This is a genomic window from Allobosea sp. GW822-FHT05A11 (assembly GCF_058800455.1).
This window is the reverse complement of record NZ_JBXAMI010000003.1, coordinates 20,379-46,139: the sequence shown is the minus strand read 5'-3', so window position 1 is coordinate 46,139 and position 25,761 is coordinate 20,379. Positions and strand designations below refer to the sequence as shown.

The 25,761-nt window shown below is 68.6% G+C and carries 27 protein-coding genes and 3 pseudogenes; 28 read left to right on the top strand and 2 right to left on the bottom strand.

The window, feature by feature from the left end:
* The first annotated feature begins 80 nt into the window (after positions 1 to 80).
* From AC1RLU_RS09815 to AC1RLU_RS09775, 9 genes and pseudogenes are all read left to right on the top strand, one after another.
* Positions 81 to 1,463 carry a M20/M25/M40 family metallo-hydrolase gene (locus tag AC1RLU_RS09815; protein ID WP_492795313.1) on the top strand — a complete coding sequence of 461 codons (1,383 nt, stop codon included), beginning with the start codon at positions 81 to 83 and terminating at the stop codon, positions 1,461 to 1,463.
* The gene (locus tag AC1RLU_RS09810; RefSeq protein WP_091855733.1) at positions 1,460 to 2,041 is read left to right on the top strand and encodes an LOG family protein; all 582 of its coding nucleotides are present in this window, start codon (positions 1,460 to 1,462) and stop codon (positions 2,039 to 2,041) included. Before AC1RLU_RS09815 ends, AC1RLU_RS09810 begins: the two co-directional genes overlap by 4 nt.
* A 160-nt stretch (positions 2,042 to 2,201) precedes the next feature.
* The gene (locus tag AC1RLU_RS09805; RefSeq protein WP_492795311.1) at positions 2,202 to 2,603 is read left to right on the top strand and encodes a hypothetical protein; all 402 of its coding nucleotides are present in this window, start codon (positions 2,202 to 2,204) and stop codon (positions 2,601 to 2,603) included.
* On the top strand, positions 2,581 to 3,843 hold the full coding sequence (locus AC1RLU_RS09800) for a DNA-packaging protein (protein WP_492796193.1): 1,263 nt from the start codon (positions 2,581 to 2,583) through the stop codon (positions 3,841 to 3,843). Before AC1RLU_RS09805 ends, AC1RLU_RS09800 begins: the two co-directional genes overlap by 23 nt.
* 36 nt (positions 3,844 to 3,879) lie before the next feature.
* A pseudogene (locus AC1RLU_RS09795) lies at positions 3,880 to 5,059 on the top strand (phage portal protein).
* Positions 5,056 to 5,256: a hypothetical protein gene (locus AC1RLU_RS09790; protein WP_492795309.1), complete on the top strand. Its 201-nt coding sequence runs from the start codon at positions 5,056 to 5,058 to the stop codon at positions 5,254 to 5,256. The pseudogene AC1RLU_RS09795 and the gene AC1RLU_RS09790 overlap by 4 nt, the downstream one beginning before the upstream one ends.
* A complete protein-coding gene (locus tag AC1RLU_RS09785; RefSeq protein ID WP_492795307.1) occupies positions 5,253 to 5,435 on the top strand; it encodes a hypothetical protein in 183 nt (60 codons plus the stop codon). The genes AC1RLU_RS09790 and AC1RLU_RS09785 overlap by 4 nt, the downstream gene beginning before the upstream one ends.
* Complete coding sequence (locus tag AC1RLU_RS09780) at positions 5,432 to 5,941, top strand: HK97 family phage prohead protease (RefSeq protein ID WP_492795306.1); 510 nt, start codon at positions 5,432 to 5,434, stop codon at positions 5,939 to 5,941. The genes AC1RLU_RS09785 and AC1RLU_RS09780 overlap by 4 nt, the downstream gene beginning before the upstream one ends.
* A 22-nt stretch (positions 5,942 to 5,963) precedes the next feature.
* Complete coding sequence (locus AC1RLU_RS09775) at positions 5,964 to 7,208, top strand: phage major capsid protein (protein ID WP_492795304.1); 1,245 nt, start codon at positions 5,964 to 5,966, stop codon at positions 7,206 to 7,208.
* A gap of 6 nt (positions 7,209 to 7,214) precedes the next feature.
* Here the strand turns inward: AC1RLU_RS09775 and AC1RLU_RS09770 are convergent, their stop codons facing one another.
* Positions 7,215 to 8,057, bottom strand: coding sequence for a trypsin-like serine protease (locus tag AC1RLU_RS09770; RefSeq protein ID WP_113585985.1), 843 nt, complete (start codon positions 8,055 to 8,057; stop codon positions 7,215 to 7,217).
* Between the two features lie 63 nt (positions 8,058 to 8,120).
* Positions 8,121 to 8,900 carry a S1 family peptidase gene (locus AC1RLU_RS09765; protein WP_492795302.1) on the bottom strand — a complete coding sequence of 260 codons (780 nt, stop codon included), beginning with the start codon at positions 8,898 to 8,900 and terminating at the stop codon, positions 8,121 to 8,123.
* 112 nt (positions 8,901 to 9,012) lie between these two features.
* On the opposite strand from AC1RLU_RS09765, the gene AC1RLU_RS09760 reads away from it, so the two are divergent.
* The 19 genes and pseudogenes from AC1RLU_RS09760 to AC1RLU_RS09670 all read left to right on the top strand — a co-directional run.
* The gene (locus AC1RLU_RS09760; RefSeq protein ID WP_492795300.1) at positions 9,013 to 9,582 is read left to right on the top strand and encodes a head-tail connector protein; all 570 of its coding nucleotides are present in this window, start codon (positions 9,013 to 9,015) and stop codon (positions 9,580 to 9,582) included.
* Positions 9,583 to 9,584: 2 nt separating this feature from the next.
* Positions 9,585 to 9,920, top strand: coding sequence for a phage head closure protein (locus AC1RLU_RS09755; protein ID WP_492795298.1), 336 nt, complete (start codon positions 9,585 to 9,587; stop codon positions 9,918 to 9,920).
* Positions 9,917 to 10,327: a DUF3168 domain-containing protein gene (locus AC1RLU_RS09750; protein ID WP_492795297.1), complete on the top strand. Its 411-nt coding sequence runs from the start codon at positions 9,917 to 9,919 to the stop codon at positions 10,325 to 10,327. Before AC1RLU_RS09755 ends, AC1RLU_RS09750 begins: the two co-directional genes overlap by 4 nt.
* Before the next feature lie 80 nt (positions 10,328 to 10,407).
* Positions 10,408 to 10,818, top strand: a complete 411-nt coding sequence (locus AC1RLU_RS09745) for a phage major tail protein, TP901-1 family (RefSeq protein WP_492795295.1) — start codon at positions 10,408 to 10,410, stop codon at positions 10,816 to 10,818.
* Between the two features lie 10 nt (positions 10,819 to 10,828).
* On the top strand, positions 10,829 to 11,170 hold the full coding sequence (locus tag AC1RLU_RS09740; protein WP_492795294.1) for a gene transfer agent family protein: 342 nt from the start codon (positions 10,829 to 10,831) through the stop codon (positions 11,168 to 11,170).
* 26 nt (positions 11,171 to 11,196) lie between these two features.
* Positions 11,197 to 11,367, top strand: a pseudogene (locus tag AC1RLU_RS09735) (phage tail assembly chaperone); the annotation flags it as partial.
* Positions 11,368 to 11,403: 36 nt separating this feature from the next.
* Positions 11,404 to 12,000, top strand: a complete 597-nt coding sequence (locus tag AC1RLU_RS09730) for a phage tail tape measure protein (RefSeq protein WP_492795292.1) — start codon at positions 11,404 to 11,406, stop codon at positions 11,998 to 12,000.
* Positions 12,001 to 12,011: 11 nt separating this feature from the next.
* Complete coding sequence (locus AC1RLU_RS09725; protein ID WP_492795291.1) at positions 12,012 to 12,650, top strand: phage distal tail protein, Rcc01695 family; 639 nt, start codon at positions 12,012 to 12,014, stop codon at positions 12,648 to 12,650.
* A 9-nt stretch (positions 12,651 to 12,659) separates the two neighbouring features.
* On the top strand, positions 12,660 to 13,541 hold the full coding sequence (locus tag AC1RLU_RS09720) for a phage/gene transfer agent baseplate hub protein (protein WP_492795290.1): 882 nt from the start codon (positions 12,660 to 12,662) through the stop codon (positions 13,539 to 13,541).
* Entirely contained in the window at positions 13,538 to 13,969 is a 432-nt protein-coding gene (locus AC1RLU_RS09715; protein WP_492795288.1) for an NlpC/P60 family protein, read from the top strand. The genes AC1RLU_RS09720 and AC1RLU_RS09715 overlap by 4 nt, the downstream gene beginning before the upstream one ends.
* Positions 13,969 to 17,886, top strand: coding sequence for a baseplate multidomain protein megatron (locus AC1RLU_RS09710; RefSeq protein WP_492795286.1), 3,918 nt, complete (start codon positions 13,969 to 13,971; stop codon positions 17,884 to 17,886). The genes AC1RLU_RS09715 and AC1RLU_RS09710 overlap by 1 nt, the downstream gene beginning before the upstream one ends.
* A gap of 62 nt (positions 17,887 to 17,948) precedes the next feature.
* Entirely contained in the window at positions 17,949 to 18,266 is a 318-nt protein-coding gene (locus AC1RLU_RS09705) for a PepSY domain-containing protein (RefSeq protein ID WP_061964429.1), read from the top strand.
* Positions 18,267 to 18,305: 39 nt separating this feature from the next.
* Positions 18,306 to 18,974, top strand: a complete 669-nt coding sequence (locus tag AC1RLU_RS09700) for a response regulator transcription factor (protein ID WP_061964427.1) — start codon at positions 18,306 to 18,308, stop codon at positions 18,972 to 18,974.
* Positions 18,975 to 18,983: 9 nt separating this feature from the next.
* Positions 18,984 to 20,363 carry an ATP-binding protein gene (locus tag AC1RLU_RS09695; RefSeq protein WP_492795283.1) on the top strand — a complete coding sequence of 460 codons (1,380 nt, stop codon included), beginning with the start codon at positions 18,984 to 18,986 and terminating at the stop codon, positions 20,361 to 20,363.
* Between the two features lie 67 nt (positions 20,364 to 20,430).
* Positions 20,431 to 21,534, top strand: coding sequence for a c-type cytochrome biogenesis protein CcmI (gene ccmI, locus AC1RLU_RS09690; protein ID WP_492795282.1), 1,104 nt, complete (start codon positions 20,431 to 20,433; stop codon positions 21,532 to 21,534).
* The gene (ccmE, locus tag AC1RLU_RS09685) at positions 21,531 to 22,046 is read left to right on the top strand and encodes a cytochrome c maturation protein CcmE (protein WP_142115096.1); all 516 of its coding nucleotides are present in this window, start codon (positions 21,531 to 21,533) and stop codon (positions 22,044 to 22,046) included. The genes ccmI and ccmE overlap by 4 nt, the downstream gene beginning before the upstream one ends.
* Positions 22,047 to 22,053: 7 nt before the next feature.
* The gene (locus AC1RLU_RS09680) at positions 22,054 to 24,030 is read left to right on the top strand and encodes a heme lyase CcmF/NrfE family subunit (RefSeq protein WP_492795280.1); all 1,977 of its coding nucleotides are present in this window, start codon (positions 22,054 to 22,056) and stop codon (positions 24,028 to 24,030) included.
* 4 nt (positions 24,031 to 24,034) lie between these two features.
* Positions 24,035 to 24,505, top strand: coding sequence for a cytochrome c-type biogenesis protein (locus tag AC1RLU_RS09675; protein ID WP_492795278.1), 471 nt, complete (start codon positions 24,035 to 24,037; stop codon positions 24,503 to 24,505).
* Positions 24,506 to 24,631: 126 nt separating this feature from the next.
* Positions 24,632 to 25,724: pseudogene (locus AC1RLU_RS09670) on the top strand (trypsin-like peptidase domain-containing protein); the annotation flags it as partial.
* Positions 25,725 to 25,761: the final 37 nt, after the last annotated feature.

Genomic DNA, 25,761 nt, shown 5'->3' with positions numbered 1-25,761 from the left:
CGGCAATGCGCGAATATGGGCTGACGCACCGGTCGGGGCTTGCCATGATGGCGTCATCTGAATCGCATCCGATGGCTGTCATGACCAAGCTTCCCGCTATTCTCGCCTGCCTTGACGAGGGGCTCGATGCCTCGCTCGACCGTCTCTCCGCCTGGCTCGAAATCCCCTCGATCGGCACCGATCCGGCCTATAACGCGCAGACGCGTGCCGCGGCCGAATGGCTGCGGGCCGACCTGGAAGGCCTCGGCTTCAAGGCGGAGCTGCGCGAGACCGGCGGGCACCCCGTTGTCCTCGCCCATCGTCCCAAGCCCGGCGCGCCGCATGCGCTGTTCTACGGCCATTACGACGTGCAGCCGGTCGACCCCGTCAGCCTCTGGGACACCGACCCGTTCAAACCGGTCGTCCGCGAGCTCGAGCCCGGCCGCAAGATCATCTCGGCGCGGGGCGCCTGCGACGACAAGGGGCAGGTCATGACCTTCATCGAGGCCGTGCGCGCGACGCTGGCCGAGACCGGCGAACTGCCGATCGGCCTGACCATCCTTGTCGAGGGCGAGGAGGAATCCGGATCGGTCAATCTGCCCGGCTATATCAAGGCCAATGCCGCCGAGCTGAAGGCGGATTACGCGCTGGTCTGCGACACCGGCATGTGGGATCGCGAGACGCCGCTGATCACCTCGACGCTGCGCGGCATGGTCTATCAGGAGGTCACGCTGACGGCCGCCGATCGCGATCTGCATTCCGGTCTGTTCGGCGGCGCGGCCGCCAACCCGATCCATCTTCTCGCCCGCATTCTAGGCGAGATTCATGACGAGACCGGCCGCATCACTATTCCCGGCTTCTACGAGGGCGTGCACGAGCCGACCAATGCCCAGAAGGCGGAATGGGCCGATCTCAACCTGACCGAGAAGGAATTCCTCGGCCAGGTGGGCTTGAAGCACTCCATCGGCGAGAAGGGGCGGATGCTGATCGAGCAGATCCAGTCGCGCCCGACCTGTGACGTCAACGGCATCTGGGGCGGCTATACCGGCGAGGGCAGCAAGACCGTCATTCCGGGCCAGGCCTCGGCCAAGGTCTCGTTCCGCCTCGTCGGCGACCAGGACCCGGCGAAGATCGCCGCCGCCTTCCACCAGTTCATCCGCGAACGCCTGCCGGAGGATGTGACCGCCGAATTCATCAGCCATTCCGGCTCGCCGGCGCTGGCGGTGCCCGTGGATTCGCCCGTGCTCCAGAAGGCACGCGTCGCGCTCGCCGAGGAATGGGGCGGGCGCGTCGTCTCGATCGGCAGCGGTGGCTCGATCCCCGTCGGCGGCGATTTCAAGCGCACGCTCGGCATCGACACGCTCTTCGTCGGCTTCGGCCTCGACGATGACCGGGTCCACTCGCCCAACGAGAAATACGACCTGTCCTCCTTCCACAAGGGCCAGCGTTCCTGGGCCCGCATCCTGCAGGCTCTCGGTTCATGAGATCGGTTTGCGTCTTCTGCGGCTCCAACCCCGGCAATGACCCCGTCTACGCGGCGGGCGCCCGCGCCATGGGCGCCGAGATCGCCCGGCGCGGCCTGACGCTGGTCTATGGCGGCGGCGCGGTCGGCCTGATGGGCATCGTCGCCAATGCCGCGATGGAGGCCGGCGGCCAGGTCCATGGCGTCATTCCGCAGGCGCTGAAGGACAAGGAGGTCGGCCATGTCGGGCTGACCCGGCTCGAGGTCGTCGACACCATGCACACCCGCAAGGCGCGTATGGCCGAGCTCTCGGACGGGTTCATCGCCATGCCCGGCGGCATCGGCACCTTCGAGGAATTGTTCGAGATCTGGACCTGGGGCCAGCTCGGCATCCACGCCAAGCCGCTCGGCCTGCTCAACGTCGCCGGCTTCTACGATCCGCTCGCGACCTTCCTCGATCGCACCGTCGAGGCCGGTTTCCTGAAGCAGAACCACCGGGCGATGGCGATGACCGATACCGAGCCGGCGACGCTGCTCGACCGGATGCAGAACTATGTCCCGGCCGCGACCTATAAATGGATCGAGAAGGAACAGGCCTGACAGCTCTGGGGCGATGCATCTCAGGATTGTAGGAATTTTATCCTTGACATCGTGGCGATGATCCGGTAGAGATCAGGAACGCTCACGAAATCTGCCCGAACGAAGCCGCCGCGCTCTCCAGCCGGCGGCTTTTTCGTGCCTGTCATCCGAGAGGGACGTCATGGCCGAACAGGACGGCGCCACGCCAAAACCGCCCTCCGAGCCGAAGCCGAAACGTACGACGGTGTCCCGCAAAGCGGTTGTGGGTCAGCTCTGGCGTGCCGCCAAGCGCCAGATCGACACCCACGAGGAACATCTCGCTGACCTGCCGAAGGGCACGACCGCGAGCGAGGCCGACGCCAAGGCGCTGGCGGTGCTCGCTCGCACCGTCCGCGAGCTGGTCGCGATCGAGGAGCCCCCGGCCGCAAGGAAGGACAAGCATACGGATGAGCCTTCCGCTGCCGACGATCTGCGACATGTCGCACAGCTCCGTCAGGATCTTGCTCGACGTCTTGAGACCCTTGTCGCTCAGGACGCGAGTGAGAATTCTCAAGAAGCTGATGCCGACGGCGACGCCGGATGAGGTCGAACTCATCCGGAATACCTGGGACATCTGGGCACGTCCCGATCAACTGCCGTCCGAACCGCTGAAGCCGATCTGGCTGGTGCTGGGTGGGCGCGGTGCCGGCAAGACTCGCACCGGGGCCGAATGGGTCAAAGGCATGGCGCTGGGCCATCCGCCCTTCGCGGATGCGCCGACGGAGCGGATCGCCCTCGTCGGCGAGACGCAAGCGCAGGTCCGTGACGTCATGATCGAGGGCGTTTCGGGATTGCTCTCGATCCATACGCGCTGGGAGCGGCCGGTCTGGCAGCCCTCGCTGCGCCGCCTGCAATGGACGAACGGCGCGATCGCGCAGGTCTTCACCGCCGAAGACCCGGAAGGGCTCCGCGGCCCGCAATTCGGCGCGGCCTGGTCCGATGAACTGGCGAAATGGCCGAACCTCGGGGAGTGCTGGGATATGCTGCAATTCGGCCTGCGCCTTGGCGATCATCCCCGCCAGGTGGTGACGACGACGCCGCGTCCGCTGCCCTTGGTGTTGCGCCTGCTGGTCGAGCCGCATGTCGCGGTGAGCCGGGCACGGACGCAGGACAACCGCTACAATCTCGCCGCCGAATTCGTCCGCACGGTCACGCAAACCTATGGCGGAACGCGGCTCGGCCGGCAGGAGCTCGATGGCGAGATCGTCGAGGAAAGCCCGGATGCGCTCTGGACGCGAGCGATGATCGAGGCGGCCCGCGAGCGCGAGAGCCCGGCGCTCGCCCGGATCGCGGTCGCAGTCGATCCGCCGGCGACCTCCTCGCAGCGGGCCGACCGCTGCGGGCTCGTCGTGGCCGGTGTCGACCATGACGGCCTCGGCCATGTGCTGGAGGACGCGACGTTGGCCGGCGCGCGGCCGCAGGAATGGGCGGAGAGGGCGGTCGCGCTTTATCGCCGCCATGAGGCGGATGCGCTGGTCGTTGAGGTCAACCAGGGCGGCGAGATGGTCGAAAGCATCATCCGCGAGGTCGATGCCGGCGTTCCCGTCGTTTCGGTGAGGGCGACGCGTGGCAAGTATCTCCGGGCCGAGCCGGTGGCGGCGCTTTATGCGCAGGGCCGGGTACGCCATGCCGGGGCCTTTCCCGCGCTCGAAGACGAGATGTGCGCCTTCGGTCCGCGGGGCCTCGAAACCGGCCGCTCGCCGGATCGGCTCGATGCGCTCGTCTGGGCGCTCACGCATTTGATGCTCGCGCCGAAGGCCCGGCCGCGGGTGCGGGGGATCTAGCCCTCGCTTCTTTCACGCTCCAACAGCGAGATATCCATGTTCGATTTCCTTCGCAGCCTGCGCGGCCGAGCCGCGCCGGGCCAGAAGCGCTCGCGCGTCGGGCCGCTGATCGCGCTGCATGAGACGGGGCGCGCCGTCTGGACGCCGCGCGACTACGTTGCTCTCGCGCGGGAGGGTTATGAGCGAAACCCGGTCGTGCATCGCTGCATCCGCTTGATCGCGGAAGCGGCGGCGCAGACGCCGCTCATTGCCAAGGTCGGCTCGCGCGAGGTGCCGGAACATCCGGCGCTCGCCTTGATCGAGCGGCCCAATCCGCGCCAGGGGGGTATTGCCTTCCGCGAGATGCTGGTCGGCCACCTGATGGTCGCCGGCAACGCCTATGTCGAGGCGGTCAGTGCCGGCCGCGAGCCGCGCGAGCTCTATGCGCTGCGGCCCGACCGGATGCGTGTGGTGCCCGGCCGCGACGGCTGGCCCGAGGCCTACGATTATACGGTCGGAGGCGACACCGTGCGCTTCCGGCAGGACGAGGGCGGCCTACCGCCGATCCTGCATCTGACGCTGTTCCATCCCGTCGACGACCATTACGGCCTGTCTCCGATCGAGGCGGCGGCGGTCTCGCTCGACATCCACAATGCCGCCGGCAGCTGGCACAAGGCCCTGCTCGACAACGCCGCGCGGCCGTCCGGCGCCCTGGTCTATGATGGGCCGGAAGGCGCGACGCTGACCGAGGCGCAGTTCGAGCGGCTGAAGCAGGAGCTGGAGGACTCGTTCCGGGGCGCGCAATGCCGGCCGCCCCTTGCTGCTCGAAGGCGGGTTGGACTGGAAGCCGCTCTCGCTGACGCCGGCAGAGCTTGATTTCGTCGCCGCCAAGGGCGTCGCCGCCCGCGAGATCGCGCTCGCCTTCGGGGTGCCCCCGCTGCTGCTCGGCCTGCCCGGCGACAACACCCACGCGAATTTCGCCGAGGCTAATCGGGCGCTCTGGCGTCAGACCGTCATTCCGCTGGTGCGCCGGACGGCGCAGTCGCTGGCGCAGTGGCTCGGCCCGGCCTTCGGCGATGAACTCGTGCTGGAGCCCGATCTCGACGCCATCGAGGCGCTTGCCGAGGAGCGGGAATCGCTCTGGCGCCGGCTCGGTACCGCGACCTTCCTCGACGAGGACGAGAAGCGGGAGGCCGTCGGCTATGGCCGGCGCGCCTCCGGGAAGGAGTTCTCATGAACATGCTCGAACAGGTCGTCGCGGCCTTTGTCGGACGTGCCGATGTCGGCCATCTCGGCCTGCTGCTCTGGGTTGCGAGCGCCTCTGGGCTGGCCTGGCTCGTCTTGCGCGAGCTGACCGCCGCCAATCGCCGCTTCGACGATTTCGTCCGCGAGCTCAACCGCTTCAACGCACGCCACGAAGGGGACCCGTCATGAAAGGCAGAAACGGTGTGGCCAAGCCTCCGCCCAAGGCTCCCGCGGCGGCTGGTCGCGCGGGGAAGGCGCCGCGCAACGGCGCGCCGGTCGAGACCTTCAGCCGCTTCGTCAGCCAGCTCGCCAAGCTCGAGGCTGGGCGGACGAAGGGCGGCAGTGACGGTGCGGAGGGGGAGCGATGATGCCACGCAGCCCGGCCCGTGCCTCGTTCGAATCCAAGCTGCTGCCGGTCCAGCCGGCCCGGGTCGGATTGGACGGCCTGTTCGAAGGCTATGCCAGCCTCTTTCGTATTCCCGACCTCGGCAAGGACATCGTCGAGCCCGGCGCCTTCCGCGAGAGCCTGCAGCGGCGCGGACCGGGCGGCGTGCGGATGCTCTGGCAGCATGACCCGGCAGAGCCGATCGGGCGCTGGTCGAGCCTCATCGAGGATGGTCGCGGTCTGTTCGTGCGCGGCCGGCTGTCTCTGGCCGTCGCCCGGGCCCGCGAGCTTCACGCGCTGATGCTCGACGGCGCGATCGACGGGCTGTCGATCGGTTTTCGCCACGAGAAGGCCCGTACCGAACCCCGCACCGGCCTGCGTCGTCTCGAACGCATCGATCTCTGGGAAGTGTCGGTCGTGACCTTCCCCATGCTGCCCCAGGCCCGGATCGCCGCCGTCAAGGCGATGCGGCCTTCCGCCTTCATCTGACTGATCACCCCGAGGAGAGACCATGAGCCATCTCAACACCGCGCCCGAGACTAAGGCTGCCGGCGCCGATCTCGCACTGGCTTTCGAGGATCTGCGCTACACGCTCGAAAACTACCGCAGCACCAACGAGGAGCGCCTCGCCGGGCTCGAGGCGCGTCAGGGCGTCGACCCGCTGACCGAGGAGAAGCTCGTCCGCATGGACGCGGCGCTCGACGATACCATGCGCCGCATCGACCGGCTGACGCTGGAGCGCGCCCGCCCGGCGCTGGGACAGGACGGCCCGCGCGATCCGCTGACGGCCGAGCACAAGGCCGCCTTCGCCTCCTATGTCCGCACCGGCGAGGCCGGCGGGCTGAAGCGGCTGGAATCCAAGGCGCTCTCGGCCGGCTCCGGTCCGGATGGCGGCTATCTCGCGCCGGCGACCGTCGAGGGCGAGATCCTGCGCCGCCTGGCGAATGTCTCGCCGATCCGCTCGCTCGCCACGGTCCGCACGATCTCGTCGGGCACCTACAAGAAGGCCTTCTCGACCACGGGTCCGGCCTCCGGCTGGGTGGCCGAGACGGCGGCGCGGCCGCAAGGGTCTTCGCCGACCCTGGCCGAGCTCTCCTTCCCGGCCATGGAGCTCTACGCCATGCCGGCGGCGACGCAGACCCTGCTCGACGATGCCATCGTCGATATCGACCAGTGGATCGCCGAGGAGGTCGAGAGTGCCTTCGCCGAGCAGGAAGGTGCTGCCTTCGTCGCCGGCGACGGCGTCGACAAGCCCAAGGGCTTCCTAGCCTATCCGACGATCGCCGATGCGAGCTGGAGCTGGGGCAATATCGGTGTGCTCAATACCGGCGTCGCAGGGGCCTTTCCGGCCTCCAACCCCGCCGACGTGCTCATTGATCTCGTCTATGCGCTGAAGGCCGGCTATCGCCAGAACGCTTCCTTCGTGATGAACCGCAAGGTTCAGGCGACGGTCCGCAAGTTCAAGGACGCCAACGGCCATTACCTCTGGCAGCCCCCGGCCTCGGCCGGCGCGCCGGCGACGCTGCTCGGCTTCCCGCTGGTCGAGGCGGAGGACATGCCGAATATCGCGACCAGCGCGGTCTCGATCGCTTTCGGCGATTTCCGGCGCGGCTATCTCGTCGTCGACCGGGCGGGGGTGCGCATCCTGCGCGACCCCTATTCGGCTAAGCCCTATGTCCTGTTCTACACGACCAAGCGCGTCGGTGGCGGCATCCAGGATTTCGCCGCGATCAAGGGGTTGAAGTTCGCGGTCTGAGTTATTTCAGCGCGAAAACCACCAGCTGAAGGCGGCGCGCGGCTCGGCCGCCTGCTCCGGCGGCGGCTCGCGGCCAAGCGAGCGCAGCCGTGCGCTGCCCTCAGCGATCCAGTTGCGGTAGTCACTGACTGGCGTGATCGCGGTGAAGCCGCCGCAGATCCGCTTCGCCCGTGTCTTCAGCGGGCCGCTCGACCAGCTGACGATGCCGACGAGTTCGCGCGAGCGGGCTCCGCCCCGCAGCACCGGTCCGCCGGAATCGCCACGGCAGGCGCCGGCCCCCTCCGTCTCGCCGCGGGCTTCGGCGTCGACCGCGACCTTGACCGTGTTCTGCGTGGTGTAGTTGCCGGCGTTGACGAGCTGCGTCTCCCGCAGGCGACGGGCCGTGCGCTTGTTGTTCTCCGCTGACAGCCCGTAGCCGGCCATGGTGATGGTCTCGCCCTGCCAGAGGCCGCTGCCGAGCGTCAAAGGCTCGATATCCCCGGGCAGCGGTTGCGCCAGGCGCAGCAGGGCGAGGTCCGTACCGGGCTGGGTGCGGGGCGTCGTTCCGGGTACGAAGCTCGGGTGCGGCAGCACCGCGACGACCAGCTGTCGCCGCGCCCGGAAGCGGGCGTCGAGGCTGACGACGCTGATCGAGCCGCCGCCCATCAGGCAATGCGCCGCGGTGAGGACGATCTCGGGCGCGATCACCGCGCCCGAGCAGAGTTCGCCCCGGCTCGTCTCGATCCTGACGGTCGAGGCGCGGGCGCCGAGCGCATCGCGCGAAACGACGCCGCCGACCACGGCGCGTGCCGGATGAGCGGCACCGACGACAAGGAAACAGGCTAGGGCGAGCAGTGAGCGAGAGATCATGAAGCAAACCAATGGACCGGCCGATCAATCTAGGGAGTGGCGCGCCACAGTCCAGCCTTTCCGTCAGCGGTCACGAGTCCAGCGGGCAGCTTCGCCCCATTTCGACAGGGTCTTGTCGATCCAGCCGCGCTGCGGCGCGACCAGGACGCCCTGGCTGAGCAGGCCGCATTGGCGCCCGGCCGGCCCGGTCGACCAGCTCGTGACCGCGACGATTCCGCCGTCGTTGAAGATCGGCCCGCCCGAATCGCCCTGGCAGGCGCCGGCGCCCGGCCGCTTGCCGCCGCCGGCATTGTCGGCCGCCCAGAGCAGGATGCGGCCGGGTCCATAAGGCTCGACGGCGGTCAGCGCCGCCGAGCGATAGGTGCCGGTGCTGCGGGCCTCGCCCTCGCGGGAGACGCCGTAGCCGGCCAGCGTGATGCTGCTGCCGGCGCGCGGCAGCGAGCCGTCGACGAGGCTGGCCGCGCTGAACCGGCCGGGCAGGGGCTCGGTCAGGCGGATCAGCGCAAGGTCGATCGTGCGACGGCGGCTGCGAATCGCGCCCGCGTCGAATTCCGGATGCAGTGCGACCGAGGCCGGCACGATCAGGACCGGTTCGCCGGCGTCACGCCAATGGATGCGTAATTCCGCGCCGCCGGCCGCGCAATGGGCGGCGGTCAGGATGGCGCGCGCCGACAGGACGATGCCTGTGCAAACCCCGCCGCGGGCATTGAGCACCATCAGGGTCGAGGCGGCTGCCGGTCCGCCCTCCTGCCCGGCCACCACGGCCTGCGCGGGGCTGGGACCGAGGCTGCCGGCTACGGCACAGGCGAAGCCGATGGCGGCGATCCGGTTGGCGATGTGCATCGGGGGCTCCTCTCCGAGAGAGCGCTGATAGCGCGCCCGGCGCCCCAGATGAACCCTCTCGGCTGCTTCTTTGCAGTCGTTCCATGAAATCGAACCGATGAAGGGAGCGCTCATGACGCCGCTTGCCCTGGGCCCGCCGGCGATGGAGCCGGTGACGCTGACTGAAGTCCGCCAGTTCCTGCGCCTCGATCAGACCGACGAGGACGCCCTGGTCGCCACCCTGATCACGGCCGCCCGGCTGATGATCGAGGCAGCGTCGGGCCGCTGCCTGGTCGAGCAGCCCTGGCGCATCGTGCTCGACCGCTGGCCGGCCGACGGCGAGATCCGCATGCCGCTCTCGCCACTGCTGCGGATCGAGGCCGCGCGCGTCTACGACGTGCTGGGTGCGGCGCAGGAGGTGGCGACCGCGTCCCTGACCCTGGACGAGGCCGCCGACCCGCCGGTCATTCGCTTGACGGGAGAGGTGCCCGAGATCGGCCGTGCGCATGGCGCGATCGAGATCGATGTCGCCGCCGGCTACGGGGCGACCGCCGTCGCCGTTCCCGCGCCGTTGCGGCAGGCGGTTCTGCGTCTCGCCGCCCGCTGGTTCGAGCAGCGCGGCGATGTCGCCGGGCGCGACGCGCAAGCGTTGCCGGCTGCCATTGCCGCGCTGGTCGCGCCGTTCCGCCGTGGGAGGCTGTGATCATGGCGGAGCAATCTGTCGTCATCGGCCGCCTGCGGCGCCGGCTCGAGCTGGAGGCGCCGGTGGCCTCGCCTGATGGCCTTGGTGGCGCGACGCAGAGCTTCGAGACTGTTGGGGCGCTCTGGGCGCAGGTCGAGTGGATTTCCGGCACCGAGGTCTGGCGTCAGGGGCGGCCGGAGCAGTCCCGCAACTACCGCATCACCATGCGCTGGCGCGGCGACATCGATGCCGGCCGGCGTCTGCGCGATGGCGATCGCCTGTTCGATATCCGCTCCGCAGCCGATCCCGATGGCGCCCGCCGGCGGCTGGTCTGCCTGGTCGAGGAGGTGACGCCATGAGTGACGCCATCCTTGCGCTGCGTGCCGCCGTTCAGGGGCGCCTCGTCGCGGATTCAGGCCTGACCACGCTGATCGGCTCCGATCGCATCTTCGACGAAGCCCCGCGCGCGGCGCGCGGGCTATATGTCGTCCATGGCGAGGTCGAGGCGCGCGACTGGTCGACTGGCAGCGACCGCGGCTGCGAGCAGGAATTCGCGCTCGTCGTCTGGGCCGCACAGAGCGGCTCTTCGCGCCAGGCGCTCGAGGCGGCCGGCCTGATCGTCGCGGTGCTCGATCAGGTCGACCTCGCCCTGGACGGGCATGCGCTGGTCAATCTGCGCTGGCTGTCGAGCCGGCTCACCCGCGAGACGCGCAACGGCCTCCCCCATGTGACGATCCGCTTCCGCGCCGTCACCGAGACGCTTTAGGGCCCTGTTTTATCGCATTTTCTTCACGCGAACCGGTTCCCACTTCGCTCGAAAATGCTTCAGATACAAAGGAGAGCCGCATGACGGCACAGAAGGGCAAGGATCTGCTGCTCAAGGCGGCGGATAGCGCCGGCGGCTTCGTCACGGTCGCCGGCCTGAGGGCGCGACAGATCGCCTTCAACGCCGAGACCGTCGACGTGACGCATTCGGAATCGGCCGGGCGCTGGCGCGAATTGCTGGCGGGTGCCGGGGTGCGCCGTGCCAGCATCAGCGGCGCCGGCATCTTCAAGGACGAGGCCTCCGACGCGCTCGTCCGCCAGACCTTCTTCGACGGGGCGATCCGGGACTGGCAGATCGTCGTGCCGGATTTCGGCACGATCGCGGGTCCGTTCCAGCTCACGGGTCTCGAATATCGCGGCGACCATGCCGGCGAGGTCACCTTCGACCTGTCGCTGGAATCGGCCGGGCTCCTGGCCTTCGCGGCGCTTTGAGGAGGCGGATATGGTCAATCGTCATCGCGGCGAAACCGCGCTCATGGTTTCCGGCGAAACCCTGCCGATGCGGCTCACGCTCGGCGCTCTCGCCGAGCTCGAACATGCGTTCGCCGTCGACAGCCTGCCGGCTTTGGGCGAGCGCTTCGTCGAGGGCAGGCTCTCCGCCCGCGACATCATCCGCATCATCGCCGCCGGCCTGCGTGGAGCGGGCAGGGCGATCCGTGACGAGGATGTCGCGGAACTCTCCTTCGACGGCGGCCTGAGCGGCGTGATCGAGGCGGCGATCGCCTTGCTCGAAGCCACTTTCGGCGAGGACGACGCGCCCCGCCCTCCGCAGCCGCCGGCGTAGGTGCGCCGGCGGGTTTCCCCTGGGACGAGGTGATGGCCTTCGGCCTTGGCCGGCTGGCCTGGCCGCCCGAGTTTTTCTGGGCGGCAACGCCGCGCGAGATCGCAGCAGCGCTGCGGGCCCATCAGGACCGGTCCCGAGGCTCCCCTCCGGAGCGCCCGGCACTCGCGGCGCTGATGGATGCCTTTCCCGACGCCTGAGGCGGCAATTCCAACCAACCTATCGAGGTGATGGTCATGACGGATGATGACGGCATCGATGCGGGACACCTTTCCGATCTCAGGACGATGGACCGGCTGACCCAGTCATTGAGCCGATCCTCGGAGAGTTTCGGGAAGTCGATCGTCAGCGCCTTCTCGCGCGGCGCCGTCGAGGGCAAGCGCTTCGAGGACGTGCTGCGCAGCGTCGGCCGCTCGATGACCGACAGCCTGCTCAAGACGGCGCTGAAACCGCTGCAGACCGGGCTGTCGAGCCTGCTCGGGAGCAGCATCAAGGGCTTGAGCGGCCTGTTCGGCGGCATCGGGTTAGGTGGGGCCAGTGGCAGCGTTCCGGTCGCCCCTTTCGCCGAGGGCGGCATCGTCGCATCGCCCTCCTATTTCCCGACCGGGCGCGGCCTCGGCCTGATGGGCGAGCGCGGTGCCGAGGCGATCATGCCGCTCGCTCGCGGCCCGGACGGGCGGCTCGGCGTGCGTGCCGGCGGCGGCGGGCAGGCCCGGCCGCTCAACGTCGTCGTGCAGGTCTCGACTCCCGATGCCGACAGTTTCCGCCGCTCGGAGGCGCAGGTCTCGGCCGCTATCGCCCGCGCGGTAGCGCGCGGCAGACGCGCGCTCTGAAGGAGCAAAGCATGCCGGATTTCCATGAGGTTCGCTTCCCGCTCGATGTCGCACGCGGGGCGCGCGGCGGACCGGAGCGCCAGACCCAGATCGTGACGCTCGCCTCCGGCCGGGAGGTGCGCAACAGCCGCTGGGCGCATTCGCGCCGCCGCTACGATGCCGGGCTCGGCATCCGCAATCTCGATGCCCTGGCGGCGGTGGTGAGCTTCTTCGAGGAGCGCCGCGGCCGCCTCCATGGGTTTCGCTGGCGTGACCAGCTCGACTGGAAGAGCTGCCCACCCTCGCAGGAGCCGACGGCGACCGATCAGATCATCGGGATCGGCGATGGCGTCACTGCCGTCTTCCAGCTTTCCAAGGCCTATGGGAGCGGCGCGTCGGCCTATAGCCGCGAGATCACCAAGCCCTGCGACGGCACGATCCGGGTCGCCGTGGATGGTGTCGAGCTGGCGGGCAGCGCCTTCTCCTGCGACCTCTCGACCGGGCAGGTCACCATCGCCGCTGGCTCGATTCCGCCATCGGCGGCCGTCCTGACCGCCGGCTTCGCCTTCGACGTGCCTGTTCGTTTCGACACCGATGCGATCGAGGTCGATCTCTCCGCCTTCGCGGCCGGCGAGATCCCACGCGTTCCCGTGGTCGAGATCATCCCCTGAGGCTGCCCCATGCGTGACATTCCATCCGGTCTCGCCGGCCATATCGAGACGGCTGCGACGACGCTCTGCCATTGCTGGAGCCTGACGCGCCGCGACGGCCTTGTGCTCGGCTTCACCGATCACGATCGCAGGCTGTCCTTCGACGGTATCGATTTCGCAGCCACGACGGGCCTTGAAGCGGCGGAAAGCGCGGCGGAGCTCGGCTTCGCGATCGGCGGCGGCGAGGTCGCCGGCGCCTTCGCCGCCTTCGGGCTGAATGAATCCGATCTGGCGCGCGGGCTCTATGACGATGCGCGGGTGCGCATCTGGCTGGTCAATTGGGCCGTTTCCGACCAGCGCGTGCTGATGGAAGAGGGGTTCGTCGGCGAGATCAAGCGGGGTGAGGCGAGCTTCACCGCCGAGATCCGCAGCTTTGCCAAGGCGTTCGACGAGGAGCGGGGCCGGCTCTACCTGCGCTCCTGTTCCGCGGACCTTGGCGACGCGCGTTGCGGTGTCGCGCTCGCCGCGACGGAAGGCCATGTTGTCGAAAGTGACGGCCGCCTCTCGCTCTCGGCCGGGGGGATGGCCTCCTATGCCGATGGCCATTTCACCGGTGGCCGGCTGATCTTCACCAGCGGCGCGAATGCCGGCTTCGCCGCCGAGGTGAAGCGCCATGGCCGGGAAGGCGCGCAGGCGCTGTTCCAGCTCTGGCAGGCGCCGGCGGCGGAGATTCTCCCCGGCGACGGCTTCAGGGTGACGCCGGGCTGCGACAAGAGCTTCGCCACCTGCCGCACCAAATTCGCCAACGGCGTCAATTTCCGCGGCTTCCCGCATATGCCGACGAACGATTTCATCATCGGCGGCGTACGGCCGGGCGACGGAGCGCTCGATGGCGGGAGCCTGTTCCGATGACGCGCGACGAGATCGTCGATGCTGCGCGGCTCTGGCTGGGCACGCCCTATCATCACCAGGCCTCACTGCGTGGCGTCGGCTGCGATTGCCTCGGGCTGGTGCGCGGCGTCTGGCGCGATCTCTGTGGCGACGAGCCGGAAACGCCGCCGCCCTATTCGCCGAGCTGGGCGGAAAGCCTGCGGCAGGAGACACTGGCCTTGGCGGCTGCGCGGCATCTGCGATCGCTCGCGGCGACCGAAGCGCGGCCGGGCGACGTCCTGCTTTTCCGCTGGCGCGAGCATCTGCCGGCGAAGCACTGCGCGATCCTCGCGGGGCCGGACCGCATCATCCATGCCCATGACGGCGCGGCCGTGGCCGAGGTCGCCTTCACCTCCTGGTGGCGGCGCCATCTCAGCCATGCCTTTTCCTTTCCGGGAGTGACGGACTGATGGCGACGCTTCTTCTCCAGGTTGCCGGCGCTGCCCTCGGAACGGCCTTGGGCGGGCCGGTGGGCGGCGTCATCGGTCAGGCTTTGGGCGGGCTCGCCGGCGCGAGCATCGACCAGGCCTGGCTCGGCAGCGCCGGTGGCAACAAGGTCGTCGACGGCCCGCGCCTCAAGGAGGTGAATGGCCTCGCGGCGACCGAGGGCGCCGCGATCCCGCGCCTCTATGGCCGCGCGCGGCTCGGCGGGCAACTGATCTGGGCGACGCGCTTCGAGGAGGAGGTCACCGTCTCGGTCACGCGCTCGAAGAGCGGCGGCAAGGGTGGGCGCTCGAAGAAGACCTACGAGACGATCTATAGCTACCACGCCAATCTCGCGATCGGCCTCTGCGAAGGCCCGATCGCCTTCATCCGGCGCATCTGGGTCGATGGGCGCGAACTCGACGTCCAGACTGTCCAGATGCGCGTCCACCGTGGCTACGAGACGCAGGAGCCCGATCCGTTGATCGCGGCGAAGGAGGCGGGCGAGGCGCCGGCCTATCGCGGGCTTGCCTATGTCGTGTTCGAGCGCTTTCCGCTGGCCGATTACGGCAATCGCGTACCGCAATTCGATTTCGAGGTGGTGCGCGCCGTCGACGGACTCGGCGGCATGATCCGGGCGGTCGCGCTGACGCCCGGCGCGGGCGAATTCGTCTATGATATCCGCCCGGTCAGCCATGAGCCGGAGGCCGGCGTCACCGAAAGCTTAACGCGCCACCAGCTCTATGGCAGCAGCGACGTCGATACCGCGCTCGGCCATCTCGTGGCGCTTTGCCCCAATCTGCGCCGTGTGTCGCTTGTCGTCTCTTGGTTCGGCGACGATCTGCGCGCCGGGACGTGCAGCGTGGCTCCGCGGGCCGAGATCGCACACAAGCCGACGGTCGGGGCGGAGTGGTCGGTCGCCGGGTTGACGCGGTCGTCGGCTCGCATCGTCAGCGCGGTTGACGGCCGGCCTGCCTTCGGCGGGACGCCTTCGGACGAGAGCATCGTCGCGCTGATCAGGCGCCTCCGCTTCGATTATGGGCTCGAGGTCGTACTCTACCCCTTCCTGATGATGGATATCCCGGCCGGAAACGCGCTGCCGGACCCCTATTCGGTCGCGGCGAGCCAACCGCGCTATCCCTGGCGCGGCCGCGTCACCTGCGATCCGGCGCCTGGCTGCCCGGGAAGTCCGGAAGGCAGCGCGGCCGTTGCTGCACAGATCGAAGCTTTCGTGGGGACGGTCGTTACGGCCGACATCTCCGTCGTGGGGGAGGCCGTTGTTTGCGCCAAGCCGGATGAATGGTCCTATCGTCGTCTCGTGATGCATTGCGCCGCTCTGGCAAAGGCCGCCGGCGGCGTGGAGGGCTTCGTCATCGGCTCCGAGATGGTCGGGCTGACGCATCTGCGCGGCGCATCCGGCTATCCGATGGTCGACCAGCTCGTAGCGATCGCGCAGGACGTCAAGGTGATGCTGCCGGGCACGGTGGCGACCTATGCCGCCGACTGGACGGAGCATGGCGCGGATGTCCGCGAAGGCGGAGATAGCGTCGATTTTCCGCTCGACCCGCTTTGGGCCTCTCCCGCAATTGGCGCGATCGGCATCGATTTCTATCCGCCGCTCTCGGATTGGCGCGATTCCGGTAGCCATGCCGATGCGACCATCGCGCGCGGTCCGGCCGATCTCGCCTATCTGCGCCAGCGCCTCACCGCGGGCGAAGCCCATGACTGGTACTATGCCGATGAGGCCGGCCGGGCGGCCCAGGCGCGCCTGCCGATCACCGACGGCGCCCATGGCAAGCCGTGGGTCTTCCGGCCGAAGGACCTCTGGGGCTGGTGGAGCCAGGCTCATATCCGCCGCGCGGGCGGCGTCGAGACGAGCACGACCCCGTTCGTACCGGGCGCAAAGCCGATCTGGCTGACCGAGATCGGCGTGCCGGCCGTCGACAAGGGCGCGAATGCGCCTAACATGTTTCCCGATCCCAAGTCGGACGAGGGCGGCTATCCGCCGTTTTCGAGCGGTGCGCGCGACGATCTCGTGCAGGCGCGGGCGCTGGAGGCGATCATCTCCGGCTTCGACCCGGCGCGGGTGGGGTTCGATGCCACGCGCAACCCGGTCCACCCGGTCAGCGGCATCCGCATGGTCGATCCCAACAGGATCTTCGTGTGGAACTGGGATACGCGGCCTTTCCCCGCCTTTCCCGATCTCTCCGGCATCTGGGCCGACGGGGCGAATTTCGAAACCGGTCACTGGCTGAACGGGCGCCTCGAAGGCACGCCGGTCGATCGGCTCGTCGCGAAACTGCTGGCTGATTTCGGCTTGCCTGCGGCCGACGCGATTACTGTCGACGGATTCGCCGATGGCTATGTGCTGGATCGCCCGCTATCCGCCCGGCAGGCGTTGGAACCGCTGGCCCAGAGCGTCGGCTTCGACGCGATCATGAGCGCGGGCATGCTGCGTTTCGAGGGCAGGGGCGGCAAGGTCTCGCGCCTGCTCGGCCCCGACGATCTCGTTCCCGATCGCGATGGCGAGCCGTTTGCGCTGCGGCGCAGCCAGGAGACGGAGCTGCCGCTCGAACTGCGCCTTGGCTTCAGCGACAGCGAGGCTGATTATCGCAATGCTGCCGCGCGCTCGCGCCGGCTGGCCGGGGCGGCCCGGCGCGAGGTCGCTGTCGAAACCGCGATCGTAACCCGCTCCACTGAGGGGCGTCGCCTGGCCGACCAGCGCCTGCAGGAGGCCTGGGCGGCTCGCGAGAGCCTCGAATGCGAACTCTCGCCGCGTTGTATCGCGATCGAGCCGGGCGATGTCGTGTCGGTTTCGACCGAGGTCGGCAACCGCCTGTTTCGCGTCACCCGCATCACTGAGGGCCCGACTCGGCGGGTCAGTGCCCGGGCTGTCGAACCGGCGATCTATGTTTCGACCGGAGCAACCGGCGGTACGCGCCCGCCGCGAACGCCGCCCGCATTGCCCGGGCGTCCGCTCGCGGTGCCGCTGGCTCTACCGATCGTCACCGTTGAGCCGCCGCCCTTGCTGTCGCTCGCCGCCTTTGCGGCACCATGGCCCGGCGCGCTGGCGATCTGGCGTGCCGACGAGGCGGGGCTGTTCGCGCTGGACGGCTTCGTCGAGGCGCCCTCGATCGTCGGCGAGACCTTGACGGCATTGCCGCCGGGGCCGCTCTGGCGGACGGATCGGCGTACCGTGCTGGAGGTCAGGCTGCGCGGCGGCGTGCTGTCCTCCGTTTTGCCGGAAGCAGCCCTGGCCGGCGCGAATGCACTTGCGCTGATTGGGGCTGACGGCGCGATTGAGATCGTAACGGTGTCTCAGGTCGAGCTCATCGGGCCGCAGCGCTTCCGCCTGTCCGGCCTGGTTCGCGGGATTGGCGGCAGCGAGCCAGCGGCAGGCCGCCTTCTGCCGGCCGGAGCCCGGGTCGTGGTGCTGGACGGACCAGCCGTCTCGTTGACGAGCGATCTGGCCGATCTTGGCCGGGCGCAGCTTTATCGCGTCGGGCCGGCTCGCGACGATGTCGGTGATGCGACGATGGTCGAGTTCGAAACCTCGGTCGCCGGGGAAGCGCTTGTCCCGCGGTCCCCGGTTCGGCCGACGGCGGTCCGCACCGCGGGCGGCATTGCGCTGGCCTGGCTCAGGCGGACGCGAATCGACGGCGATTCCTGGGAGTTGGTGGAGGTACCTCTGGGCGAGGAGAACGAACGCTATGAAATCGGCATCCTCGATGGCGAGGATCTGCTCCATGCCGAAATCGTGAATACGCCCGCCTGGACCTATCCGGCCGGGCAGGAACTCGCCGATTTCGGCGCGCAGCAGCAGGAAATCGGGCTCTCGCTTCGCCAGCTCAGCACCACGGTTGGGCGTGGTCGCGAATGGCGTGGACGGATTCCCGTGCGCTGATCTACTGTAGCTTGTGAACGAGGCGATGCATTCATGGCGCATTCACGCGGACAGGCTTAGCCATGTCGACGATGCTGGTCGAACCGATCCTTGCTTTTGCGCTCATCGCCTCTTCGCCGATCGTTCGGGTCGACGATGCGACGCCGATCTCCTGCCTGTCCTCCGAAGAGACGCGCGATGCCGTGGCCGACGGTCGCGTCATGCAACCGGCGGAAGCATCACGCCACGCCCGCCATGCCGCTCCCGGCGAGGTCGTCCGCATCAGGCTCTGTCGCCAGGGCGAGGATTTCGTCTATGTGGTGACGACGCTGAAACGCGATGGCCGCGTCGCAAGGGTGACGCTGGAAGGACAATCCGGCAAGATCGCCACCATCCGCTGACAGCCGTCGCGGCCATCCGACAACTGGAGTTACCCGACCGTGAGATTGCTCGTCGTCGAGGACGACAAGGACCTCAACCGCCAGATCGTGACCGCGCTTGAGAATGCCGGTTATGCCGTCGACAAGGCCTTCGACGGCGAGGAGGGGCTTTACCTCGGCGAGTCCGAGCCTTACGACGCGGTGATCCTCGATCTCGGCCTGCCGAAGGTCGACGGCGTCGCCGTGCTGCAGGGCTGGCGCCGCGCCGGCAAGACCATGCCGGTGCTGATCCTGACCGCGCGCGACCGCTGGAGCGACAAGGTCGGCGGCTTCGATGCCGGCGCCGACGATTATGTCGTTAAGCCCTTCCATATCGAGGAACTGCTGGCCCGCGTCCGGGCGCTGCTGCGCCGCGCCACCGGGCACGCGACCTCGGAACTGGTCTGCGGCCCTGTCCGGCTCGATACGCGGGCGAGCCGCGTCGTCGTCGACGGCAACCCGGTCAAGCTCACCTCGCATGAATACCGCCTGCTCTCCTATCTGATGCACCATCAAGGGCGGGTCGTCTCGCGGACCGAGCTGGTCGAGCACCTCTACGATCAGGATTTCGACCGCGATTCCAACACGATCGAGGTCTTCGTCGGCCGCCTGCGCAAGAAGCTGGGCGTCGATGTCATCGAGACCGTCCGGGGGTTAGGCTATATCGCCGCCGCTCCGGAAAAGGTCTGATCGCGGGCGATGCCGCTCAAATCCCATCGCTATTCGCTGGGAGCGCGGCTGTTCTTCTCGGCGGCCGTCTGCTGCGTGCTGATCCTGGTGCTGGCCGGCGTCGGCCTCACCACCTTCTATCGCCGCTCGGCCGAGCGCGGCTTCGACGAGCGGCTGTCGGTCTATATCAAGCAGCTGGTCGCCGACCTTGCCGCGCCGCCCGAGACCGAGCGCCAGACGGTCGGCGATCTCGGTGAGCCGCGCTTCGACCTGCCGCTGACAGGCTGGTACTGGCAGATCACCAGGCTCGACGGCGAGCGGCCGAATGTCCGCGCCTCGCGCTCGCTGGTCGGCGGGCAACTCCCCAAGCTGCTCGATCAGTCCATCGCGCCGAACAGCCGGGGCCTGCGCGAAAGTTATGTCTCTGGCCCCGACGATCGCCGCCTGCGCGTGCTGGAGCGCGAGATCGACGTCGGCGAGGACGGGCGCTTCACCGTCGCGGTCGCGGCGCCCGCCGACGAGATCGAGGGCGACATTCAGGATTTCCGCTTCGCGCTGGCGATGACCTTCCTGCTGCTCGGCATCGCCCTGGTCGCCTCGACGCTCGTGCAGGTGCGGTTCGGCCTGCGCCCGCTGGTGCGGCTGCGCGCTGCTGTCGGGACGGTGCGGACCGGCGAGAATCCGCGGATCGTCGGGCAATACCCGCCCGATCTCGCGCCGCTCGCGAGCGAGCTCAACCAGCTCATCGACGCCAATCACGAGATCCTCGACCGCGCCCGGACCCAGGTCGGCAACCTCGCGCATGCGCTCAAGACCCCGCTCAGCGTGATGATGAACGAGGCCGGCACGAGCGGCGACGGCCAGCTCTCCCAGACCGTCCGCGCGCAGGCTGCGATCATGCGCGACCAGGTCCAGTACTATCTCGACCGCGCCAGGGCCGCGGCCCTCTCGGGTGCGCTCGGCGGCGTGACCGAGATCGCGCCCTCGCTCGATGCCTTGCTGCGTACCTTCACCAAGATCTCGCAGGGCAGAGGTATTTCCGGCTCGCATGCGATCCCGCCCGGCCTGCGCTTCCGTGGCGAGAAGCAGGATCTGGAGGAGATGCTGGGCAATCTCCTCGACAACGCCTTCAAATGGGCGTCCTCGGCAGTCGAGGTCTCCCTTGCCAGTGAGAAGACGGCCGATACCGAGCGGATCGCGCTCCTGATCGACGACGACGGTCCCGGACTGCCGGCCGAGGCCATGGCCGAGGTTCTGAAGCGTGGCCGTCGGCTCGACGAGACGACGCCGGGTTCAGGCCTCGGGCTCTCCATCGTCGTCGATCTCGCCAAGCTCTATGGTGGCGGCCTGAGCCTCGATCGTTCGCCGCTGGGCGGATTGAGGGCGCGGCTCGAACTGCCTTCGGTTTAGAGGAATTCTTTGTCGCGTGACCCTTTGTCACCATGAACCCGAGCGGACGATTGAGTAAGAACGCCGCATGATGATCTGGGCCATCTTTGCAGCGATGACGGGAGCAGCGGTTTTCGCCTTGCTCTGGCCGCTCAGCCGTGGCCGGGCGCAGGGTTTCGCCGACGCGGCCGATGCCCGCAGCCTCTACCGTTCCCAGCTCAAGGAGATCGACCGCGATCTCGCCCGCAAGCTGATCGGCGACGAGGAAGCGCAGGCCGCCCGTACCGAAGCCGCCCGCCGCCTTTTGCGCGCCGCAGGCGACGAAGCTGATCCCACCGGCGAGACCGAGCCCTCGCTGCGCCGTCGCCGGGCGAGCTCCGCGCTGATGCTCTCGGTCGTGCCGCTGCTGGCGCTGCTGATCTACGGCCTCTACGGCTCTCCCGGGCAGCCCGACCAGCCGTTGGCGGCGCGATTGGAGAAGGCCGGGCCGCAGCAGGATTTTGCCATCGTGCTCGCGCGGATGGAGGCCCATCTCGCCGCCAATCCCGGCGATGCGAGGGGCTGGGCGCTGCTGGCGCCGATCTATCTCCGCCAGGGCCGCTACGACGAGGCCGCGAAAGCCTTCGCCGCCGCGGTCCGCGCCGGAAAGCCCGATGCCGAGCTTTACGCCGGCCTGGGCGAAGCTCGCATCATGGAAACCGGTGGCATTGTGACCGCCGCGGCGCGCGAAGCGCTGGCCGAGGCCGTCAAGCTCGATCCGAAAAGCCCGCGAGCCCGCTACTATCTCGCCCTCGCCAAGGAGCAGGATGGCGACGGCGAGGGCGCGCAGGCGGCGCTTGCCCAGCTCCTCGCCGAAGCGCCCGCCGATGCCGACTGGTCCGGTGCCGTTCGCGCCCGGCTGGAGCGGATGCAGGCCGATGCCGGCCGCAAGGCGGTCGCTGCCCTTCCCGAGGCAGAGCGCCAGCAGGCGATCAAGGGGATGGTCGACGGGCTTGCCGAACGCTTGAGCACCGGGGGTGGCAGCTTGCCCGAATGGAGCCGCCTGATCCGCGCCCGCACCGTCCTCGGGGACAGGCCTGCGGCGCTTCAGGCCGTGAAGACGGCACGCGAGCGTCTGGCTGAGGACAAGGCGGCGCTTGCAGCCATCGACGCTCTCGCCGATGAATTGGCCTTGAAGGAGGCCGCGCCATGACCCTAGCTCAGCCGACGCGGCCGCTCCCCGCAAAACGCCGCCTCACCCGCAAGCAGCGCAGATTGACCCTGATCGCGGCGGCCGGTGCGGTCCTGTTCCTGGCGGCCGGACTCGTCCTCTTCGCGATGCGCGACAGCATCGTCTTCTTCTACGGGCCGACCGAGATCGCCGAGAAGGGCGTCCAGCCCGGAACCCGCATGCGTCTCGGCGGGCTGGTCGAAGCCGGCTCGGTCCAGCGCAATGGCGGCCAGCGCATCAGCTTCAGCGTCACCGACGGCAAGACCTCGATCAAGGTCGGCTATGACGGCCTGCTGCCCGATCTCTTCCGCGAAGGGCAGGGCGTCGTCACCGAAGGCGTTTTCGAGGGCGCCGGGCGCTTCAAGGCGGATTCGGTGCTGGCGAAGCATGACGAGACCTATATGCCGCGCGAGGTCGCCGACGCGCTGAAGAAGCAGGGGCATTGGCAGGCGGGAGGCTCCGGCTCCCCCGCTGCCGCGCCGGCCAAGCCGTGAGCCGCTCATGATTGTCGAGATCGGCCATTACGCGCTGGCGCTCGCGCTCGGCGTTTCCGTGATCCAGGCGGTGGTGCCGTTCTGGGGCGTGTTCCGGCAGGACCGGACGCTGGCCTCGGTCGGCAGCAGCGCGGCGCTGGTCTCGTTCGCACTGGTCGCTCTGTCCTTCGCCGCCCTGGTGACGTCCTATGTCCGCTCCGATTTCTCGGTCGGCAATGTCGTCGCCAACTCCCATTCGGCGCAGCCGCTGATTTATAAATTCACCTCCGTCTGGGGCAACCACGAAGGCTCGATGCTGCTCTGGGTGCTGATCCTGACGCTGTTCGGGGCGTTGGTCGCATTGTCGCGCCGCTCGCTGCCACCGCGCCTGCGGGCCGGCGCGCTTGCGGCGCAGGGGCTTGTCGCCGTCGCCTTCATCGCCTTCACCCTGCTGACCTCGAACCCGTTCCAGCGGCTGGTCCCGGTGCCGGCCGAGGGGCAGGACCTCAACCCGATCCTGCAGGATCTCGGCCTCGCGATCCATCCGCCGCTGCTCTATATCGGCTATGTCGGCTTCTCGATCACCTATGCCTTCGCGGTCGCCGCCCTGATCGACGGACGCATCGACGCGATGTGGGCGCGCGCCGTCCGGCCCTGGACGTTGCTGGCCTGGACCTTCCTGACGCTCGGCATCGCGATGGGCTCCTACTGGGCCTATTACGAGCTCGGCTGGGGCGGCTGGTGGTTCTGGGACCCGGTCGAGAACGCCTCCTTCATGCCCTGGCTTGCCGGAACGGCCCTGATCCACTCGACCGTGGTGATGGAGAAGCGCGACGCGCTGAAGGTCTGGACGATCCTGCTCGCGATCCTGACCTTCTCGCTGTCGCTGCTCGGCACCTTCATCGTCCGCTCGGGCGTGCTGACCTCGGTGCATTCCTTCGCGACCGATCCGGCGCGCGGCCTGTTCATCCTCTTCATCCTGATCTTCTTCGTCGGCGGCTCGCTCGCGCTGTTCGCCTGGCGGGCGCCTCTGCTGCGGCAGGGCGGGTTGTTCGCACCGGTCTCCCGGGAAAGCGCGCTGGTCGTCAACAACGTCTTCCTCGCGACCGCCTGCGCCACCGTTTTCGTCGGAACGCTCTATCCGCTGCTGCTGGAGATGGTCACCGGCGACAAGATCTCGGTCGGCCCGCCCTTCTACAACGCGACCTTCGTGCCGGTGATGGTGCCGCTGCTGCTGCTGCTGCCGATCGGCCAGTCGCTCGCCTGGAAGCGCGGCGACCTGCTCGGCGCGGCCCAGCGCAATGCCTTTGCCTTCGGCATCGCGGTGCTGGCGGCTCTGGCACTGCTGTCCTTCACCCGTGGCGGGCCGGTGCTGGCGCCGCTCGGCGTGGGCTTGGGCGTCTTCCTCGTGCTCGGTGCCGGCTTCGACCTCGCCGAGCGCATCGTCACCCGCGCCAGCGGCTGGCGGGCGATGCTGTCGCGAGCGCGCGGGCTGCCGCGCTCGGCCTGGGGCACGGCACTGGCTCATGCCGGCGTCGGCTTGAGCATCATCGGCATCGCCGCCCAGGCCTGGAGCAGCGAGGCGATCACGGTTCTGAAGCCGGGCGAGCGCCTGACCAGCGGCCGCTACACCATCATGCTCGAAGGCATGTCGCCCCGCACGGGGCCGAATTTCCGCGCCGAAATCGCCCGCTTCCAGGTTTTCTCCGGTGATCGCGAGCTGGCGCCGATCGAGGCCTCCAAGCGTATCTATACGGCGCGCGCCATGCCGACGACTGAAGCGGGTATCCGGACGGATGGTCTGAGCCAGGCCTATGTCAGCCTCGGCGAGGCGCAGGATGGCGGCGTCGCGGTGCGCCTCTACGACAAGCCGTTGATCCTGCTGATCTGGATCGGCTCGCTCGTCATGGCGCTCGGCGGCGGCCTGTCGCTGACCGACCGGCGCTTCCGGCTGGCGGCACCGAAGCGCGCCGCGCCCGCGGCCGCCGTGCAGCCGGCGGAATAGGCCGATGCGGCGGATCGCTCTCATCCTCGGTCTGATGCTGCTGGCGGCGCCCGGCGCCCGCGCGGTGCAGCCCGACGAGATCCTGCCCAACGCGGCGCTGGAGCAGCGGGCGCGCAGCATTTCCGGCGGATTGCGCTGCCTCGTCTGCCAGAACCAGTCGATCGACGATTCCGACGCGCCTCTGGCCCGCGACCTGCGCATCCTCGTCAGGGAGCGTCTCGTCGCTGGAGACGACGACAAGGCTGTCGTGGATTTCGTCGTCGCCCGCTACGGCGATTTCGTCTTGCTGCGCCCGCCGCTCAACGCGCATACGCTGCTGCTCTGGGGCGCGCCTTTCCTGATTTTCCTGGCCGGAGCCGCTTTCGTCTGGCGTCGAGGCCGGCAGCGCGCCGGCGAGGAAAACGCCACCCCAACGCCCCTGACGGACGCGGAGCGCAATCGCGTCGACAAGCTGCTGCGGGACGAGCAGGGGTAAGGCGCGGCGAGCCGGGCCAACCTTACGAAATCGTCATCTTCAGGCCAAAGCCACGTAAGGCGGCGGGTCTCATGGTCCTCGTCACGAGCAGGGGAAAGCACCCTGTCGCTCCACGAGGTTCCCGCCATGACGACACACACTGAAAATCGCAAGTCCATCCTGAAGCGCGGCGCCCTTCTTGCCGGCACCGCCATCCTTGGCATCGGCCTCGCCGCCGGCATAGCCGACAGCGCCCTGATGCAGAACCACAATGCCATCGCCCAGCCGATCCAGCTCTCGGGCGCGCAGACGGCGCTGCCCTCCTTCGCCGACCTCGTCGACAAGGTGAAGCCCGCCGTCGTCTCCGTCCGCGTCAAGACGCAGACCGCCGCCGCCGGCGACGAGCAGAGCCTCGACGACATTCCCCCGCAGCTGCGCCGTTTCTTCCGTGATCAGGAGGGGGCCCGCCAGGGCAAGCCGAAGCCGCAGGTCGGCATGGCCCAGGGCTCGGGCTTCTTCGTCAGCCAGGACGGCTATGTCGTGACCAACAACCACGTCGTCGAGAACGCTGTCGAGGTCCAGCTCGTCACCGATGCCGGCAAGACGCTTGATGCCAAGGTCGTCGGCACCGATCCGCGCACCGATCTGGCCCTGCTCAAGGTCAAGGACGCCGGCAACTACCCTTATGTCCAGCTCGCCGACGCCAAGGCGCGCATCGGTGACTGGGTGCTCGCGATCGGCAACCCCTTCGGCCTCGGCGGCACGGTCACGGCCGGCATCGTCTCGGCGCAGGGTCGTGATATCGGCTCCGGTCCCTATGACGACTTCATCCAGATCGACGCGCCGATCAACCGCGGCAATTCGGGTGGCCCGACCTTCAACCAGAACGGCGAGGTCGTCGGCGTCAACACCGCGATCTACTCGCCCTCGGGTGGCAATGTCGGCATCGCCTTCGCTATCCCCGCCTCGACCGTCCGTCAGGTCGTGGACTCCTTGAAGAAGGACGGCACGGTGGCGCGCGGCTTCATCGGCGTGCAGATCCAGCCGGTGACCAGCGAGATGGCCGATGCCATCGGCCTGAAGGATGCCAAGGGTGCGCTCGTCGCCGAGGCACAGGGCAACGGCCCCGCCGCCAAGGCCGGCATCCGTCGCGGCGACACCATCACCGCCGTCAATGGCGAGGCGATCAAGGACGCTCGCGAGCTTTCGCGCAAGATCGCGACCTTCGCGCCGGGTACCAAGACCACGATCACTCTCTTCCGCGAAGGCAAGTCGCG

Coding starts and splice junctions, on each gene's coding strand:
- AC1RLU_RS09815 (WP_492795313.1), top strand. CDS start 81: ATGACCAAGCTTCCCGCTATTCTCGCCTGCCTTGACGAGGGGCTCGAT.
- AC1RLU_RS09810 (WP_091855733.1), top strand. CDS start 1,460: ATGAGATCGGTTTGCGTCTTCTGCGGCTCCAACCCCGGCAATGACCCC.
- AC1RLU_RS09805 (WP_492795311.1), top strand. CDS start 2,202: ATGGCCGAACAGGACGGCGCCACGCCAAAACCGCCCTCCGAGCCGAAG.
- AC1RLU_RS09800 (WP_492796193.1), top strand. CDS start 2,581: ATGCCGACGGCGACGCCGGATGAGGTCGAACTCATCCGGAATACCTGG.
- AC1RLU_RS09790 (WP_492795309.1), top strand. CDS start 5,056: ATGAACATGCTCGAACAGGTCGTCGCGGCCTTTGTCGGACGTGCCGAT.
- AC1RLU_RS09785 (WP_492795307.1), top strand. CDS start 5,253: ATGAAAGGCAGAAACGGTGTGGCCAAGCCTCCGCCCAAGGCTCCCGCG.
- AC1RLU_RS09780 (WP_492795306.1), top strand. CDS start 5,432: ATGATGCCACGCAGCCCGGCCCGTGCCTCGTTCGAATCCAAGCTGCTG.
- AC1RLU_RS09775 (WP_492795304.1), top strand. CDS start 5,964: ATGAGCCATCTCAACACCGCGCCCGAGACTAAGGCTGCCGGCGCCGAT.
- AC1RLU_RS09770 (WP_113585985.1), bottom strand. CDS start 8,057: ATGATCTCTCGCTCACTGCTCGCCCTAGCCTGTTTCCTTGTCGTCGGT.
- AC1RLU_RS09765 (WP_492795302.1), bottom strand. CDS start 8,900: ATGCACATCGCCAACCGGATCGCCGCCATCGGCTTCGCCTGTGCCGTA.
- AC1RLU_RS09760 (WP_492795300.1), top strand. CDS start 9,013: ATGACGCCGCTTGCCCTGGGCCCGCCGGCGATGGAGCCGGTGACGCTG.
- AC1RLU_RS09755 (WP_492795298.1), top strand. CDS start 9,585: ATGGCGGAGCAATCTGTCGTCATCGGCCGCCTGCGGCGCCGGCTCGAG.
- AC1RLU_RS09750 (WP_492795297.1), top strand. CDS start 9,917: ATGAGTGACGCCATCCTTGCGCTGCGTGCCGCCGTTCAGGGGCGCCTC.
- AC1RLU_RS09745 (WP_492795295.1), top strand. CDS start 10,408: ATGACGGCACAGAAGGGCAAGGATCTGCTGCTCAAGGCGGCGGATAGC.
- AC1RLU_RS09740 (WP_492795294.1), top strand. CDS start 10,829: ATGGTCAATCGTCATCGCGGCGAAACCGCGCTCATGGTTTCCGGCGAA.
- AC1RLU_RS09730 (WP_492795292.1), top strand. CDS start 11,404: ATGACGGATGATGACGGCATCGATGCGGGACACCTTTCCGATCTCAGG.
- AC1RLU_RS09725 (WP_492795291.1), top strand. CDS start 12,012: ATGCCGGATTTCCATGAGGTTCGCTTCCCGCTCGATGTCGCACGCGGG.
- AC1RLU_RS09720 (WP_492795290.1), top strand. CDS start 12,660: ATGCGTGACATTCCATCCGGTCTCGCCGGCCATATCGAGACGGCTGCG.
- AC1RLU_RS09715 (WP_492795288.1), top strand. CDS start 13,538: ATGACGCGCGACGAGATCGTCGATGCTGCGCGGCTCTGGCTGGGCACG.
- AC1RLU_RS09710 (WP_492795286.1), top strand. CDS start 13,969: ATGGCGACGCTTCTTCTCCAGGTTGCCGGCGCTGCCCTCGGAACGGCC.
- AC1RLU_RS09705 (WP_061964429.1), top strand. CDS start 17,949: ATGTCGACGATGCTGGTCGAACCGATCCTTGCTTTTGCGCTCATCGCC.
- AC1RLU_RS09695 (WP_492795283.1), top strand. CDS start 18,984: ATGCCGCTCAAATCCCATCGCTATTCGCTGGGAGCGCGGCTGTTCTTC.
- ccmI (WP_492795282.1), top strand. CDS start 20,431: ATGATGATCTGGGCCATCTTTGCAGCGATGACGGGAGCAGCGGTTTTC.
- ccmE (WP_142115096.1), top strand. CDS start 21,531: ATGACCCTAGCTCAGCCGACGCGGCCGCTCCCCGCAAAACGCCGCCTC.
- AC1RLU_RS09680 (WP_492795280.1), top strand. CDS start 22,054: ATGATTGTCGAGATCGGCCATTACGCGCTGGCGCTCGCGCTCGGCGTT.
- AC1RLU_RS09675 (WP_492795278.1), top strand. CDS start 24,035: ATGCGGCGGATCGCTCTCATCCTCGGTCTGATGCTGCTGGCGGCGCCC.